This is a genomic window from Pseudomonas sp. NPDC088444 (assembly GCF_044900175.1).
Lineage (GTDB): Bacteria > Pseudomonadota > Gammaproteobacteria > Pseudomonadales > Pseudomonadaceae > Aquipseudomonas.
The window spans coordinates 584,004-600,363 of record NZ_JBJDNK010000001.1 but is presented as its reverse complement, the minus strand read 5'-3'; the positions used below and the strand labels follow the sequence as shown (position 1 = coordinate 600,363).

Annotated in this window: 11 protein-coding genes; 3 read left to right on the top strand and 8 right to left on the bottom strand. The window is 59.1% G+C overall.

The window, feature by feature from the left end:
* Positions 1-138 precede the first annotated feature (138 nt).
* From lon to ACI2KB_RS02970, 3 genes are all read left to right on the top strand, one after another.
* On the top strand, positions 139-2,535 hold the full coding sequence (gene lon, locus ACI2KB_RS02980) for an endopeptidase La (protein ID WP_404631209.1): 2,397 nt from the start codon (positions 139-141) through the stop codon (positions 2,533-2,535).
* Between the two features lie 146 nt (positions 2,536-2,681).
* Complete coding sequence (locus ACI2KB_RS02975) at positions 2,682-2,954, top strand: HU family DNA-binding protein (RefSeq protein WP_003183171.1); 273 nt, start codon at positions 2,682-2,684, stop codon at positions 2,952-2,954.
* A 242-nt stretch (positions 2,955-3,196) separates the two neighbouring features.
* Positions 3,197-5,071, top strand: a complete 1,875-nt coding sequence (locus ACI2KB_RS02970; RefSeq protein ID WP_404631207.1) for a SurA N-terminal domain-containing protein — start codon at positions 3,197-3,199, stop codon at positions 5,069-5,071.
* A gap of 347 nt (positions 5,072-5,418) precedes the next feature.
* Here the strand turns inward: ACI2KB_RS02970 and fabI are convergent, their stop codons facing one another.
* The 8 genes from fabI to gloB all read right to left on the bottom strand — a co-directional run bounded on the left by fabI (position 5,419) and on the right by gloB (position 16,352).
* Complete coding sequence (fabI, locus tag ACI2KB_RS02965) at positions 5,419-6,213, bottom strand: enoyl-ACP reductase FabI (protein WP_404631205.1); 795 nt, start codon at positions 6,211-6,213, stop codon at positions 5,419-5,421.
* An 18-nt stretch (positions 6,214-6,231) separates the two neighbouring features.
* Positions 6,232-7,842: an ABC transporter ATP-binding protein gene (locus ACI2KB_RS02960; protein ID WP_404631203.1), complete on the bottom strand. Its 1,611-nt coding sequence runs from the start codon at positions 7,840-7,842 to the stop codon at positions 6,232-6,234.
* Position 7,843: 1 nt separating this feature from the next.
* Positions 7,844-8,863: an ABC transporter permease gene (locus ACI2KB_RS02955; RefSeq protein ID WP_404631201.1), complete on the bottom strand. Its 1,020-nt coding sequence runs from the start codon at positions 8,861-8,863 to the stop codon at positions 7,844-7,846.
* A gap of 1 nt (position 8,864) precedes the next feature.
* On the bottom strand, positions 8,865-9,938 hold the full coding sequence (locus ACI2KB_RS02950; RefSeq protein WP_093460355.1) for a microcin C ABC transporter permease YejB: 1,074 nt from the start codon (positions 9,936-9,938) through the stop codon (positions 8,865-8,867).
* Position 9,939: 1 nt separating this feature from the next.
* Positions 9,940-11,808, bottom strand: coding sequence for an extracellular solute-binding protein (locus ACI2KB_RS02945; protein WP_404631199.1), 1,869 nt, complete (start codon positions 11,806-11,808; stop codon positions 9,940-9,942).
* Positions 11,805-13,634, bottom strand: a complete 1,830-nt coding sequence (locus ACI2KB_RS02940; protein WP_404631197.1) for an extracellular solute-binding protein — start codon at positions 13,632-13,634, stop codon at positions 11,805-11,807. The genes ACI2KB_RS02945 and ACI2KB_RS02940 overlap by 4 nt, the downstream gene beginning before the upstream one ends.
* 228 nt (positions 13,635-13,862) lie before the next feature.
* A complete protein-coding gene (locus tag ACI2KB_RS02935; RefSeq protein WP_404631195.1) occupies positions 13,863-15,473 on the bottom strand; it encodes a LysM peptidoglycan-binding domain-containing protein in 1,611 nt (536 codons plus the stop codon).
* A 99-nt stretch (positions 15,474-15,572) separates the two neighbouring features.
* On the bottom strand, positions 15,573-16,352 hold the full coding sequence (gene gloB / locus ACI2KB_RS02930; RefSeq protein ID WP_404631193.1) for a hydroxyacylglutathione hydrolase: 780 nt from the start codon (positions 16,350-16,352) through the stop codon (positions 15,573-15,575).
* Positions 16,353-16,360 lie beyond the last annotated feature (8 nt).

The following is a 16,360-nucleotide window of genomic DNA, read 5'->3' as shown; positions in this document are numbered from 1 at the left end:
TCGGGCCCTTTTTGCGTTTCAGCGGCGCTTTCGCATTAACTCAAACCGACGCTTGTTTTTTTGCAAAGCTACCCCCATCTTGGTTTTCAGCTTATTTCTATCTGTCCATGGCCTTAAGGCCGCCGTAGAGGCGAAATCATGAAGACGACCATTGAACTGCCTCTTTTGCCATTGCGCGATGTCGTGGTGTATCCGCACATGGTGATCCCACTGTTCGTGGGTCGCGAAAAATCCATCGAGGCCCTTGAGTCCGCGATGACCGGTGACAAGCAGATTTTGCTGCTTGCCCAGCGTAACCCCGCAGACGATGATCCGGGCGAAGACGCCCTTTATAGCGTGGGTACGATTGCAACCGTATTGCAGCTGCTGAAACTGCCGGACGGCACCGTCAAGGTGCTGGTTGAGGGCGAGCAGCGTGGTTCCGTCGAGCGCTTTATCGAAGTGGATGACCACTGCCGCGCCGAAGTTGCGCTGATCGATGAATCGGACGCGCCTGATCGCGAATCCGAAGTGTTCGTGCGCAGCCTGTTGGCTCAGTTCGAACAATACGTCCAGTTGGGCAAGAAAGTCCCGGCTGAAGTCCTGTCTTCGCTCAACAGCATCGATGAGCCAGGTCGTCTGGTCGACACCATGGCGGCTCACATGGCGCTGAAAATCGAGCAGAAGCAGGAAATCCTCGAAATCATTGACCTGGGGGCCCGTGTCGAACACGTGTTGGCCCTGCTGGATGCCGAAATCGATCTGTTGCAGGTCGAGAAGCGCATTCGCGGCCGCGTGAAGAAACAAATGGAGCGCAGCCAGCGCGAGTACTACCTGAATGAGCAGATGAAGGCCATTCAGAAGGAATTGGGGGACAGCGACGAAGGCCATAACGAGATCGAAGAGCTGAAAAAGCGCATCGATGCTGCAGGCCTGCCGAAAGACGCCATGACTAAGGCCACGGCCGAGCTGAACAAACTCAAGCAAATGTCGCCGATGTCGGCTGAAGCCACTGTCGTGCGCTCCTACATTGACTGGCTGGTTCAGGTGCCGTGGAAGGCCCAGAGCAAGGTACGTCTGGATCTGGCCCGCGCCGAGGACATTCTTGATGCCGACCACTACGGTCTGGAAGAAGTCAAAGAGCGGATCCTTGAATACCTCGCCGTGCAGAAGCGTGTGAAGAAAATCCGTGGCCCGGTGTTGTGCCTGGTCGGTCCTCCTGGTGTGGGTAAGACCTCGCTGGCGGAGTCGATTGCCCATGCGACCAACCGCAAGTTCGTGCGCATGGCCTTGGGTGGCGTGCGTGACGAGGCTGAAATCCGTGGTCACCGCCGCACCTACATCGGTTCGATGCCAGGTCGCCTGATCCAGAAGATGACCAAGGTCGGTGTGCGCAACCCGCTGTTCCTGCTCGACGAAATCGACAAGATGGGCAGCGACATGCGTGGCGATCCTGCGTCCGCGTTGCTCGAAGTGCTCGACCCCGAGCAGAACCACAACTTCAACGATCACTATCTGGAGGTCGATTACGACCTGTCGGACGTGATGTTCCTTTGCACTGCCAACTCGATGAATATTCCCGCGGCCCTGTTGGACCGTATGGAAGTCATCCGTCTGCCGGGTTACACCGAAGACGAGAAGATCAACATCGCCACCAAGTACCTCTCGCCCAAGCAGATCGCTGCCAACGGCTTGAAAAAAGGCGAAATCGAGTTCGAAGAAGAGGCCATTCGCGACATTATCCGGTACTACACGCGTGAAGCGGGTGTACGTAGCCTGGAACGGCAGATCGCCAAGGTCTGCCGCAAGGCGGTCAAGGAGCATGCGGGCGAGAAGCATTTTACCGTCAAGGTGACGGCGACGATGCTGGAAGGCTTCCTGGGTGTGCGCAAATTCCGTTACGGTCTGGCTGAGCAACAAGATCAGATCGGTCAGGTGACAGGTCTTGCGTGGACGCAAGTGGGCGGTGAGTTACTGACCATCGAAGCAGCCGTGGTGCCAGGTAAAGGGCAACTGATCAAGACCGGTTCGTTGGGTGACGTGATGGTCGAATCGATCACCGCTGCACAGACGGTAGTCCGCAGCCGCGCCAAGAGCCTGGGCATCCCTCTGGACTTCCATGAGAAGCGCGACACGCACATCCACATGCCGGAAGGGGCGACGCCCAAAGACGGCCCGAGCGCGGGTGTAGGCATGTGCACGGCACTGGTTTCAGCATTGACGCAGATTCCGGTGCGTGCCGATGTCGCCATGACCGGTGAAATTACCCTGCGCGGACAAGTGCTGGCGATTGGCGGTTTGAAGGAAAAACTGCTGGCCGCTCACCGCGGTGGAATTAAAACGGTGATCATCCCGGAAGAAAACGTACGTGATTTGAAGGAAATCCCGGACAATATCAAGGCCGATCTGCAAATCAAACCTGTTAAATGGATTGACGAAGTCCTGCAAATTGCGCTGCAATACGCGCCGGAGCCCTTGCCGGATGTGGCTCCGGAGATGGTTGCAAAGGATGAAAAACGCGAGTCTGACTCTAAGGAAAGAATTAGCACGCATTAGTCTGGGGGGCCTTCCTTGACAGCTTTTTAGAGCCCTTGTTATAAAGCGGCTCTTTCCAGCGTCAGCCAGGCCATTCAGCGTTTGTTTGGCTTCACCAGAAAACTTAGAAAATATACTCAATATAGATAGATATAAGGGGACTTAGAGTGAACAAGTCGGAACTGATTGATGCTATCGCCGCATCCGCTGACATCCCGAAAGCTGCTGCTGGCCGTGCGCTGGACGCAGTAATCGAATCCGTCACTGGCGCTCTGAAGGCTGGCGACTCCGTTGTACTGGTTGGCTTCGGTACTTTCTCTGTCACTGACCGTCCTGCCCGTACCGGCCGTAACCCACAGACCGGTAAGACTCTGGAAATTCCAGCGGCCAAGAAGCCAGGCTTCAAAGCCGGTAAAGCTCTGAAAGAAGCGGTCAACTAAGTTTCTTTGTTACCTTTGCCTACCGCCAGGGCAGCGTCAACGCTGGTCTGGTCGTAAAGCGGCAAGTGCGGTTGGTCAAGCGCTGGCCTGTCACCTCAGGGGACGCACACTCGAACCCTGTCCGCTTTGCACGTTACGAGAAGGCGCATCCTCGGATGCGCCTTTCTTCTATCCGGAATACACCCACGCTCCGCTCCGTGTGTCGCAGCTTGGTGAGTTGAGTAAAGCCCTCTGGGGGACGCATGCTGCAGAATATCAGGGACAATTCACAAGGCTGGATTGCCAAGACCATCATCGGCGTTGTCATCGCACTGATGGCCCTGACCGGTTTCGATGCCATTTTCAGGGCCACCAGCCATAGCCAGGACGCGGCGAAGGTCAACGGTGACGAAATCAGTCAAAACGATTTGAGCCAGGCCGTTGAAATGCAACGCCGCCAGCTCATGCAACAGTTGGGCAAGGATTTCGATCCCGCAATGCTCAACGAGAAAATGCTGCGCGATTCGGCACTCAAGGGCCTGATTGACCGCAAGTTGCTGCTGCAAGGGGCCGCCGATTCCAAATTCGGTTTCTCCGAAGCCGCACTGGACCAACAGATTCTGCTGACTCCTGAATTCCAGGTGGACGGCAAATTCAACGCTGACCGTTTCGATCAGGTCGTTCGCCAGTTGGGCTACACCCGCATGCAGTTCCGCCAGATTCTGGGTCAGGAAATGCTGATCGGTCAGATTCGTGCGGGCATTGGTGGTAGTGCATTCGTCACCGATGCGCAGGTTGATGCCTTCGCCCGTCTGGAGAAGCAGACCCGCGATTTCGCCACGCTCTCGCTGCCGGCTGACCCGAGTAACGTCAAAGTCAGCGACGATGAAGTCAAGGCGCACTATGACGAGCACGCCAAGGAATTCCTCAGCCCTGAGCAAGTGGTGCTGGACTACATCGAACTGAAGAAGTCCGCGTTCTTCGACAAGGTGTCGGTGAAGGACGAAGACCTTCAGGCCGCGTACCAGAAAGAGATTTCCAATCTGGCCGAGCAGCGTCGCGCTGCTCACATCCTGATCGAAGTCAACGACAAGACCACCGACGCACAGGCCAAGGCGAAGATCGAAGAGATCCAGCAGCGTCTGGCCAAGGGCGAAGACTTCGCGGCGCTGGCCAAGGAGTTCTCGCAGGATCCTGGCTCGTCGAGCAAGGGCGGTGACCTGGGTTACGCCGGCAAGGGCGTTTATGACGAAGCCTTCGAAGACGCGTTGTATGCGTTGAACAAGGATCAGGTCTCGGCACCGGTCAAAACCCAGTTTGGCTGGCACTTGATCAAGCTGCTGGGCGTAGAAGCACCGTCGGTACCGACCTTCGCCAGCCTGAAAGACAAACTGACCCACGACCTGAAATCGCAACTGGTCGAGCAGAAGTACGTCGATGCCAGCAAAAAATTGCAAGACGCCGCGTATGAAGCGTCCGACCTGACGCAACCTGCGTCGGACCTGGGCCTGAAAGTCCAGACCACCGCGCCGTTCGGTCGTGAAGGTGGCGAGGGCATCGCTGCCAACCGTGCCGTGGTTCAGGCCGCATTCAGCACTGAAGTGATGGAAGAGGGTTCCAACAGCTCGGCGCTGGAACTCGATCCGGACACCACCGTTGTGGTGCACGTGAAAGAGCACCGTCAGCCAGAGCAACTGCCGCTGGAAGCGGTTTCTGACGCGATTCGTGCGCAACTGGTGAAGAACCACGCCACCGACGCGATCAAGGCCAAGGGCGATACGCTGTTGGCGGGCCTGCGCGATGGCAAGGTGCCGTACACCGCCACCAAGCAAGAAGGTCAAAACTGGAAGGTGGTGGAAGCAGCGTCCCGTGGTCAGGAGGGTGTTGACCCTCAAGTGCTGCAGACGCTGTTCCGCATGCCGAAGCCTGAAGGCAAGGACAAGCCGGTCTATGCCAGCCTGACCGCAGCCGATGGCAGTTACGTGATTGTTCGTCTGAACGGTGTGAATCAGGCCGCTCCGGCGACCGATGCCGAGAAGACCCAGTACCGTCGCTTCCTGGCGTCGCGTGAGGGTCGGCAGGACTTCGAGTCGTATCAGGCGCAGTTGCAGTCCGCGGCGAAGATCGAGAAGTATTGATCTGCATTAAACGCTGAACACAAAAAAGCCCCGGTTCGAGAGAATCGGGGCTTTTTGGTTTTTCAGGGTTGGATTGGGAAGGGGTGTATATCCGTTGTTGCGACACCGGATATACACCTAAACCCCAAGCGCAAAAAAACGGTGAATCATTCAGCGCATGGCTGCCTGATCCACCGCCTTCGCCAGCAAGCCGGCTCCCACAGTTTCTGTGTCGACCACAAATCCATGATCCGACACAAATCTGTGTGGGAGCCGCCTTGGTGGCGAAAAGACTGGCCAGCCACCCTAGAGTCTCGCATAGGGGGGCTCCTAAAGGGGCTACGCCAGTCCACAGACCAGCGAAGTCGTCAGTCCTGCAGATCACCCATCGCCGTGGTATTGAAACCACCGTCGACGTACATGATTTCACCGCTCACACCCGAAGCCAGGTCCGAGCACAGGAACGCGCCAGCGTTGCCGACTTCCTCGATGGTCACATTACGACGCAGTGGGGTCTGGGCTTCGTTGGCGTCCAGCATCTTGCGGAAGTTCTTGATACCGGAAGCGGCCAGCGTACGGATCGGGCCTGCCGATACCGCGTTGACGCGAGTGCCATCCGGGCCCAGGCTGCGCGCCAGGTAACGAACACCCGCTTCAAGGCTCGCCTTGGCCATGCCCATCACGTTGTAGTTCGGCATGGTGCGCTCTGCGCCCAGATACGACAGGGTCAGCAGGCTGCCATTGCGGCCTTTCATCATTTCGCGACCGGCTTTGGCCAGGGCCACGAAGCTGTAGGCGCTGATGTCGTGGGCGATGCGGAAACCGTCACGGGTGGTGGCTTCAGTGAAGTCGCCGTCCAATTGGTCGCCTGGGGCGAAGCCCACGGAGTGCACGATGCAGTCCAGGCCGTCCCACTTCTTGCTCAGCTCCTCGAAGACCTTGGCGATTTCTTCATCGCTGGCCACGTCGCACGGGAAGCACAATTCGGCGCTCGAACCCCAGCCTGCCGCGAACTCTTCAACGCGACCCTTGAGTTTTTCGTTCTGGTAGGTGAAAGCAAGTTCAGCGCCTTCACGGTGCATGGCGGCAGCGATACCGGATGCGATGGACAGTTTACTGGCGACACCGACGATCAGGACGCGCTTACCGGCGAGAAAACCCATGGTTTTTTCCTCTTCAGGTTAATCGACAGTTGCCGGTGCCAGAAACGCGGCCTCCAGCAACTGCTGTGTATAAGGATGTTGCGGTGCGGCGAAGATGTCTTCTGCCACACCCTGTTCGACCACTTGGCCTTGCTTGACCACCATCAACTGGTGGCTCAGCGCTTTGACTACCGCCAGGTCATGGCTGATAAACAAATACGTCAGGTTGTACTTGGCTTGCAGCGAGCGTAAAAGCTCCACCACTTGGCGCTGGACGGTCCGGTCGAGAGCCGAAGTCGGCTCGTCCAGCAAAATCAGCGCCGGTTTTAACACTAATGCCCGTGCGATGGCGATCCTTTGCCGCTGTCCGCCGGAAAACTCATGGGGATAGCGGTGCCGGGTTTCCGGGTCCAGCCCCACCTCCTTGAGCGCTTCCACCACCGCAGCTTCCTGCTCGACCGGTGTACCGATCTTGTGAATCCGCAGGCCTTCGCCAACGATGTCACACACCGACATGCGCGGACTCAGGCTGCCAAACGGGTCCTGGAAGACCACCTGCATCTGGCGCCGCAACGGCCGCACCTGGTCCTGCTTGAGACAGGCCAGTGAATCGCCCTGAAAGCGTATCTCGCCTTCGCTACGAATCAACCTCAGAATCGCCAGGCCCAACGTCGATTTGCCTGAGCCGCTTTCACCGACGATCCCCAGCGTCTGGCCCTTGGGCAGACTGAAGTGGATGCCGTCTACGGCCTTGACGTGATCGACGGTGCGCTTGAACACGCCTTTCTTGATCGGAAACCAGACCTTGAGGTTGTTGACTTCCAGCATCGGCGCGCCGGGAACGTTGTTCGCCGGGCCGCCTTTTGGCTCGGCTGCGATCAATTCTTTGGTGTACGGATGGTGCGGCGCACGGAACAGTTGTTCGCACGATGCCTGTTCGACGATGCAACCGCGCTGCATGACACATACTCGGTTGGCAATTTGTCGAACCACGTTCAAATCATGGCTGATCAGCAGCAACGCCATGCCCAGTCGGGCCTGCAATTCCTTCAACAGTTTGAGGATTTTCAGCTGTACGGTGACGTCCAGCGCCGTGGTCGGCTCGTCGGCGATCAGCAGCTCAGGCTCGTTGGCCAGCGCCATGGCGATCATCACGCGCTGGCGTTGGCCGCCTGAGAGCTCGTGTGGCAGGGCTTTGAGGCGCTTGAGTGGCTCGGGGATGCCGACCAGTTCCAACAGTTCCAGCGTACGCCGTGTGGCGGCCTTGCCGGTCAGGCCTTTGTGCAGGCCGAGCACTTCGTTGATCTGCTTTTCCACCGATTGCAGTGGGTTCAGCGAGGTCATGGGCTCCTGGAAAATCATCGCGATGCGGTTGCCACGGATGGCGCGCATGCGTTTCTCGCTGACCGTCAGCAGTTCATTCCCGGCGTATTGAATGGTACCGGTGGGGTGCCGTGCCAGCGGGTAGGGCAAAAGTCGCAGAATCGAGTGGGCGGTGACGGACTTGCCCGAGCCGCTTTCGCCCACCAGCGCCAGGGTCTCGCCCTTGCGAATGTCGAAGCTGATGCCTTCGACCACGCGCTGCACCTTCTGGCCGGTGACGAACTCGACGGACAGGTTGCGGATTTCGATCAGATTGTCCTGATTCATCTCATTTCCTCGGGTCGAATGCGTCACGGGCGGACTCGCCGATGAACACCAGCAAACTCAACATCAGCGCCAGCACGGCGAAGGCGCTGATGCCCAGCCACGGCGCTTGCAGGTTGGATTTGCCCTGTGCGACCAGTTCGCCCAGCGAAGGGGAACCTGCGGGCAGGCCGAAGCCCAGAAAGTCCAGCGCGGTCAGGGTGCCGATCGCGCCAGTGAGGATGAACGGCATGAAGGTCATGGTCGAGACCATGGCGTTGGGCAGGATGTGGCGAAACATGATCGCGCCATTCTGCATGCCCAGTGCGCGGGCGGCGCGCACGTATTCCAGGTTGCGGCCGCGCAGGAATTCAGCACGGACCACGTCCACCAGACTCATCCACGAGAACAGCAGCATGATGCCCAGCAGCCACCAGAAATTGGGCTGCACGAAGCTGGCGAGGATGATCAGCAGATACAGCACCGGAAGGCCCGACCAGATTTCCAGGAAGCGTTGACCCACCAGATCGACCCAGCCGCCATAGAAACCCTGCAAGGCACCTGCGATGACGCCGATGATTGAGCTGAGCACGGTCAGGGTCAGGGCGAACAGCACGGAAATGCGGAAGCCATAAATGACCCGCGCCAGCACGTCGCGGCCCTGATCATCGGTGCCGAGCAGATTGTCGCGGGAGGGCGGGGCAGGGGCCGGGACTTTCAGGTCGTAGTTGATGCTCTGGTAGCTGAACGGAATCGGCGCCCACAGGGTCCAGCCGTTTTTGGCGGCGATCAGTTCCTTGATGTACGGGCTCTTGTAGTTGGCTTCCAGCGGGAATTCGCCGCCGAAGGTAGTTTCCGGGTAGCGCTCGAAGACCGGGAAGTACCAGTGGCCGTCGTATTTGACGATCAGTGGCTTGTCGTTGGCGATCAGTTCGGCGCCCAGGCTCAGGCAGAACAGGATCAGGAACAGCCACAACGACCACCAGCCACGCTTGTTGGCTTTGAAACGTTCGAAACGGCGTCGATTGAGAGGGGACAACGTCATATCAATGATCCCTGCGGTCGAAGTCGATACGTGGGTCAACCAGCGTGTAGGTCAGGTCGCCGATCAGTTTCACCACCAGCCCCAGCAGGGTGAAGATGAACAGGGTGCCGAACACCACCGGATAGTCGCGGTTGATCGCCGCTTCGAAACTCATCAGGCCCAGGCCGTCGAGGGAGAAAATCACTTCGACCAGCAACGAACCGGTGAAGAAGATGCCAATGAATGCGGATGGGAAACCGGCGATCACCAGCAGCATCGCGTTGCGGAACACGTGGCCGTAGAGCACGCGGCGCTGTGTCAGCCCCTTGGCTTTCGCGGTAATGACGTACTGCTTGCCGATTTCATCGAGGAAGCTGTTCTTGGTCAGCAGGGTCATGGTGGCGAAGTTGCCGATCACCAGTGCCGTGATCGGCAGTACCAGGTGCCAGAAGTAATCACCCACTTTGCCCAGCCAGCTCAGTTCGTCGAAGTTGCTGGAGGTCAGACCTCGCAGCGGGAACCAGTCGAAATAGCTGCCCCCGGCGAACACTACGATCAACAGGATGGCGAACAGGAACGCCGGAATCGCATAGCCGACGATGATCGCCGAACTGGTCCAGACGTCGAAGTGGCTGCCGTGGCGTGTGGCCTTGGCGATCCCCAGCGGGATCGACACCAGGTACATGATCAGGGTGCTCCACAGCCCCAGCGAGATCGACACCGGCATTTTCTCCACGATCAGGTCGATGACCTTGGCGTCGCGAAAGAAACTGTCGCCGAAATCCAGGCGCGCGTAATTTTTGACCATGATCCACAAGCGTTCCGGCGCCGACTTGTCGAAACCGTACATGTGCTCGATTTCCTTGATCAGCGCCGGGTCCAGGCCCTGCGCGCCGCGGTAGGTCGACCCCGCTACGGAGACTTCCGCGCCGCCCCCGGCAATGCGGCTGGTGGCGCCTTCGAAGCCTTCCAGCTTGGCGATCATTTGTTCCACCGGGCCGCCGGGCGCGGCCTGGATGATCACGAAGTTGATGAGCAGGATGCCGAACAGGGTCGGCACGATCAGCAGCAAGCGCCGCAGAATGTACGCCAGCATGTTATTGCTCCGAATCCTTGGAAGGTGCGGCTTCTGGCGCGTCGGTATCCGACGCCGGTTGCACGGAAATCGCAGGTGTAGTGTCCGGCTTGACCCACCAGGTCATGGTGCCAATGTCGTAAAGCGGCGATTTTTTTGGATGGCCCAGATGATTCCAGTAGGCCAGACGCCAGGTCTTGATGTGCCAGTTAGGGATCACGTAATAGCCCCACAGCAGTGCGCGGTCGAGGGCGCGGGTGTGGTCGATCAGGCTCTGGCGTGAGTCAGCGTTGATCAGTCCGCTGACCAGTTGATCGACCGCCGGATCCTTCAATCCGATCAGGTTGTAGCTGCCCGGTTTGTCCGCTGCTGACGATTCCCAGTATTCGCGTTGTTCATTACCCGGCGAACTGGACTGCGGAAAACTGCCGACGATCATGTCGTAATCCCGCGAACGGCGGCGAGTGATGTACTGCGACACGTCGACCCGGCGAATCTCCAGATTGATGCCGATGTCGGCCAGGTTGCGTTTGAACGGCAACAAAACGCGCTCGAACTCGGTCTGCGCCAGCAGGAATTCGATGGTCACTGGCTTGCCTTCGGCGTCGACCATTTTGTCGCCGACGATCTTCCAGCCCGCCTCTTTGAGCAGTGCGAAGGCTTTGCGTTGTTGCTCACGAATGATGCCGCTGCCATCGGTGACCGGCAGTTTGAACTCATCGGTAAACAGCGCAGGCGGCAGTTTGTCGCGCAGCGGCTCAAGGATTTTCAGCTCAGCCTCGGACGGCAGGCCGTGAGAAGCCATGTCCGAGTTGTCGAAGTAACTTTTGGTCCGCGTGTACATGCCAAAGAACAGCTGCTTGTTGGTCCATTCAAAGTCCAGCAACAGGCTCAGGGCCTGTCGCACGCGCACGTCCTGGAACATCGGCTTGCGCAGGTTGAAGATAAAGCCCTGCATGCCCTGCGGATTGCCGTTGGGGATTTCTTCCTTGATCAGCTTGCCCTCGCGTACGGCGGGCACGTCGTAGGCGGTGGCCCAGTTTTTCGCGGTCATTTCCTGCCAGTAGTCGAACGCGCCGGCCTTAAGGGCCTCAAGGGCGACGGTGTTGTCGCGGTAGTAGTCGGTGGACAGTTTGTCGAAGTTGTAGAAACCCTTGTTGACCGGCAGGTCCTTGCCCCAGTAATCCTTGACCCGCTCGTAGCGCACCGAACGCCCGGCCTTCACTTCGCTGACTTTGTAGGGGCCGCTGCCCAGCGGGATTTCCAGGTTGCCTTTGTTGAAATCCCGGGTGGCCCACCAGTGTTTCGGCAGCACCGGTAACTGGCCGATGATCAGCGGCAACTCGCGGTTGTTGGTGTGCTTGAAGGTGAACAGCACGGTCAGCGGGTCTTCGGCGACGGCCTTGTCGACGTCTGCGTAGTAACTGCGGTACAGAGGCGAGCCGTCCTTGATCAGCGTGTCGAAGCTGAATACCACGTCTTCGGCGCGCACTGGATGGCCGTCGTTGAAGCGCGCTTCGGGGCGCAGGTAGAAACGCACCCAACTGTTGTCCGGGGCTTTCTCGATCTTGCTCGCGATCAGGCCGTATTCGGTGAATGGCTCGTCCAGGCCCTGACGCATCAGGGTGTCGTAGATCAGGCCGATGTCATCGGCAGGCACGCCCTTGCTGATGAACGGGTTGAGGCTGTCGAAGCTGCCGAAACCGGCGCTGCGCAGAATGCCACCCTTGGGCGCGTCCGGGTTCACGTAATCGAAATGTTTGAAGTCGGCCGGGTATTTCGGTGGCTCGTTGTACAGCGTGATGGCGTGTTGCGGAGCGGCGTGGACTGAACAGGCCAGGCCGAACAGGAACAGGCCGCCAGCCCGCGTCAGGGAGCGGAGGGCAGTCATGGGGTTTTCTCCGAAGGCTTGAGCCACCACGCGCGCAGGCCCAGGGTGTAGGGCGGGGTGGTGACGAAGGCGAAGCGATTGCGGTACGCCAGGCGATGGTTGCTCAGGTACCAGTTGGGAATCATGTAGTGCTGCCAGAGCAGGACGCGGTCCAGCGCTTTGGTGATGGCGACCTGATCGTCCCGGGTTTTCGCCGAAAGCAACTGGCTCAACAGGTTGTCCACCACGGGGTTGGCCACGCCCGCATAGTTTTTGCTGCCCTTGATGCCGGCCTGGCTGGAGTGGAAGTACTGCCACTGCTCCAGGCCCGGACTCAATGTCTGGCTGAGGGTCATCAGAATCATGTCGAAATCGAACTGGTCCAGGCGCTGCTTGTACTGGGCGCGATCCACGGTGCGCAGACGCGCGTCGATGCCGATGCGCGTGAGGTCTTCGATGTAGGGTTGCAGGATTCGTTCAAGACTCGGGTTGACCAGCAGTATTTCAAAACGCAACGGCTGACCTGCACTGTTTAACAGCCCGCGATCAGTGAATTTCCACCCCGCTTCAGCGAGCAGTCCGAGGGCTTTGCGCAGCGTGTCGCGAGGCACGCCGCCGCCGTCGGTCTTCGACACGCTGAATGGCTGGGTGAACAACTGGGCGGGCAGTTGATCGCGATAGGGCGACAGCACCAGGAATTCACGACCGGACGGGATGTTCGCTGCCGAGAATTCGCTGTTGGGGTAGTAGCTGGTCGAACGCTGATAGGCGTCGTTGAACAACGTGCGGTTGGTCCATTCGAAGTTGAACATCAAACCCAGCGCCTCGCGCACCCGAATGTCCGCAAAGGTGTTGCGGCGGGTGTTCATGAACAGGCCTTGGGTCTGCGTCGGGATCTGGTGCGGGATCTGCGCCTTGATCACCTTGCCTTCGTTCACGGCGGGGTAGTCGTAGCCAGTGGACCAGTTTTTCGCCTGATGCTCGATGTAGATGTCGAACTCGCCTGCCTTGAAGGCTTCGAAGGCGACGTCGGCGTCCCGATAGAACTCGACTTCCACGCGGTTGAAGTTGTACTTGCCGCGATTGACCGGTAGGTCCTTGCCCCAGTAATCCTTGACCCGCTCAAACACCAGGCTACGCCCCGGTCTTACCTGCGTGATGCGATACGGCCCGCTGCCCAGTGGCGCCTCGAAGGTCGTGGCCTTGAAATCGCGGCCCTTCCAGTAATGTTGCGGCAACACGGGCAGTTCACCGAGGCGCAGAATCAGTAATGGATTGCCGGACCGCTTGAACACGAAGCGGATGCGATGGCGATTGAGGATATCCACGCGCTGCACTTCCTGAAGCGCGGTGCGGTATTGCGGGTGACCGTCCCTGAGCAGGGTTCTGTAGGAAAACGCCACGTCATAGGCGGTAATTGGCTTACCGTCGTGAAAGCGTGCTTCCGGGCGCAGGTTGAACACCACCCAGCTTCGGTCCTCGCTGTACTCCACCGTTTTGGCGATCAGGCCGTAGCTCGACGTGGGTTCGTCGCCGGATGGGTCGTATTGGCCGGTGCCGGCCATCAATGGCTCATTCAGCTCGCTGACGCCGTACTGGCCGAAGTTGGGGGTGGAAATCGGGCTGCTGCCCTTGAAGGTGTAGGGGTTCAGGGTGTCGAACGTGCCGTTGGCCATGATTCGCAAGGTGCCAGCCTTCGGCGCCTCGGGATTGACCCAGTCGAAATGGGTGAAGCTGGCCGGATACTTGAGGACGCCGAACTGGGCGTAACCATGGCTTTCGCTGATGGTCGCGGCGGCTGTCGTGCTCAAGGCCAGGCTGATGGTCAGCAGCAAGGGGCGTATCAAATCGGTGTTCGATCCAGGCAGCGGTCGGTCACAGTAACAGCTTGTATGGGCTGGAAAAAGGGTGGGGTAGAGGGGCTGTCAGTGTTACTGCAGGCATGATCGTACCCACGCTCCGCGTGGGAATACCGCTCTCGACGCTCCGCGTCGACCCGCTAAATGACGCAGAGCGTCAGCGGTGGTGTTCCCATGCGGAGCGTGGGGACAATCAGATGAACCGCTCAATGCCGATCAATGCGGCAAATACACCGTCAACGTCTGCCCCGGCTTTAGCGCCTGTCCGCTGCGTGGGTTCCAGCGTTTGAGGTGTTGCATTTCGACGTTGAAACGTTTGGCAACCAGATACATCGAGTCGCCTTTCTGGATTTTGTACTGCATCGGCTTGCCGTCGGCGTTTTTGGCGCTGCTGTCGGCCTTGGCCACGGCACGGGAGCTGGCTTTGACGGCAGGCTTGCTGTTGTCCTGCATGACCAGAGTCTGGCCGACTTTCAGGTTGTAGCCGGACAGCTTGTTCCAGTGCTGCAAATCCTTGACTTCAACCTTGTTGAGGCGGGCGATCTGCCCCAGGTTGTCGCCTTTTTTCACCTTATAGGTGCGGATGCGCGCCGGTTTTTCATCGACCTCGGCCACTTCTTCGAACACCGGCATGGCGGTCTTCATGCCCGGTTGAACGGGAATGGTCAGCGCCTGGCCGCGTTTGAGGTGGTTGCTGGACAGCTTGTTCAAATCCTTGAGCGTGCTGGTCGAAACTTTGTAGCGGCTGGCGATGCTGGCCAGGCTATCGCCCGGACGCACGCGGTATTGCTGCCAATCGACCAACTCTTCGGGCTTCATGTTCGACAGGCTGGCGGTCAGCAATTGTGACTTGGAGGTGGGCACCAGCAGGTGCTGAGGGCCGTCGATGGTCAGGCGCTTCTTGAAGGCCGGGTTGAGTTGCATCAACTCGTCTTCGTCGATATTGGCCATCTGCGCGACTTTGGTCAGGTCCATGCGCTGGTTCAGCTCGACGACTTCAAAGTATGGTTTGTTGTCGATCGGGCTGAGGTTGACGCCATAGGCTTCAGGCGACATGACCACTTGCGACAACGCCAGCAGTTTGGGCACGTAATCGCGGGTTTCCTGCGGCAGTGGCAGGTTCCAGTAATCGGTTGGCAGGTTGAGCTTTTCGTTGCGTTCGATCGCGCGGCTGACCGTGCCCTCACCGGCGTTGTAGGCCGCCAGGGCCAGCAACCAGTCACCGTTGAACATGTCGTGCAGCTTGGTCAGGTAATCAAGGGCTGCAGTGGTGGACGCGGTGATGTCACGGCGGCCGTCGTAGAAACTGGTTTGACGCAGGTTGAAGTAGCGCCCGGTGGACGGGATGAACTGCCAGATCCCGGCGGCGTCGCTGCGGGACAGGGCCATCGGGTTGTAAGCGCTTTCGATCACCGGCAGCAGGGCCAGCTCCAGCGGCATGTTGCGTTCTTCCAGGCGCTCGACGATGTAGTGCATGTAGAGGCTGCCACGCTCACCGGCCGTTTCGAGGAACGACGGGTTGTTGGCGAACCACAGACGCTGCTGTTCGATACGCGGGTTGAGGTCGTTGCCGTCCTGCAACTGGAAGCCCTGACGCATGCGCTCCCAGACATCATGGGGCGGGGCGAGCGGGGTCGGTTTGCGGGCGACGAATGCGGGTTTGGGTTTGACACTGGCCGGCGTTTGCGTGGCATTGGCCGAAGCGCCAGCGTCCAGGCTGCCGGTGGTCTGGCAGCCTGCCAACGTTGCGCTCGCGACCACCGCGATTGCCTGTGCCAACCGAGTCAATGCGTCGGAATTAAAGGGTTTGCGTGTAAATGACGACATTGGCTGGTGGGGGTATCCAGTCGAAAATGTCGGGCGATTCTAGAAAGCGTCTCAAGAACGGTCAACCTTTCAGAATTTTCGTGTGCATTCCCCACCGGTTTAGAACTTATCTTTCCATGCTCGCAATGCGGCAAAAACGGCCACCGGCGTTGCGTTGTCAGTGCCTGTCCGTTCGTCCGCCTTTTGTTTGACGCAGGGTTGCGAGGCCCGCAAAAACGGGTTGGTCCGGTGTTCCAACGCCAGGCTGGATGGGAGGCTGATGCGGTTCTCCTCGCGCCAGCGGGTGACTTGTTCGAAACGCTCGGTGACGTCCGGGTTGTTTGGCTCCACTGCGACTGCAAACCGCAGGTTGCTCAGGGTGTATTCGTGGGTGCAATAGATCAATGTGTTGTCCGGCAAGGCCCCCAGACGGCTCAGCGAGTGATGCATCTGCTCGGGCGTGCCCTCGAACAGGCGACCGCATCCCGCCGCAAACAGCGTATCGCCACAGAACAGCAGCGGCGCCTGGGCGTCGGCGTGGTAATAGGCGATGTGGCCCAGGGTGTGGCCCGGCACGGCGAACAGGGTGAAGTCCAGTCCGAGCACCGTGATCTGCTCGTTGTCGGTGAGGCCCACGTCACGGGCCGGAATCTTTTCGTTGGCCGGGCCGTAGACCCGGGCGTCGGTGGCGTTTTTCAGTTCGGCGATGCCACCGGTATGATCGGCATGGTGGTGGGTGACCAGGATATCGGTCAGCGTCCAGCCGGGGTTCGCGCTCAGCCAGGCCAGGACCGGCGCCGCGTCACCCGGATCGACGACCGCGCAACGCTTGTTGGCATTGTCTTGTAACAACCAGATGTAGTTATCGGTGAAAGCATGCAGGGCATCGATCTGTATCATGGCGCGAT

Excerpts from the sequence above, each read along its gene's own strand:
- lon (WP_404631209.1), top strand. The coding sequence starts at position 139 with ATGAAGACGACCATTGAACTGCCTCTTTTGCCATTGCGCGATGTCGTG.
- ACI2KB_RS02970 (WP_404631207.1), top strand. The coding sequence starts at position 3,197 with ATGCTGCAGAATATCAGGGACAATTCACAAGGCTGGATTGCCAAGACC.
- fabI (WP_404631205.1), bottom strand. The coding sequence starts at position 6,213 with ATGGGTTTTCTCGCCGGTAAGCGCGTCCTGATCGTCGGTGTCGCCAGT.
- ACI2KB_RS02960 (WP_404631203.1), bottom strand. The coding sequence starts at position 7,842 with ATGAATCAGGACAATCTGATCGAAATCCGCAACCTGTCCGTCGAGTTC.
- ACI2KB_RS02955 (WP_404631201.1), bottom strand. The coding sequence starts at position 8,863 with ATGACGTTGTCCCCTCTCAATCGACGCCGTTTCGAACGTTTCAAAGCC.
- ACI2KB_RS02950 (WP_093460355.1), bottom strand. The coding sequence starts at position 9,938 with ATGCTGGCGTACATTCTGCGGCGCTTGCTGCTGATCGTGCCGACCCTG.
- ACI2KB_RS02945 (WP_404631199.1), bottom strand. The coding sequence starts at position 11,808 with ATGACTGCCCTCCGCTCCCTGACGCGGGCTGGCGGCCTGTTCCTGTTC.
- ACI2KB_RS02935 (WP_404631195.1), bottom strand. The coding sequence starts at position 15,473 with ATGTCGTCATTTACACGCAAACCCTTTAATTCCGACGCATTGACTCGG.
- gloB (WP_404631193.1), bottom strand. The coding sequence starts at position 16,352 with ATGATACAGATCGATGCCCTGCATGCTTTCACCGATAACTACATCTGG.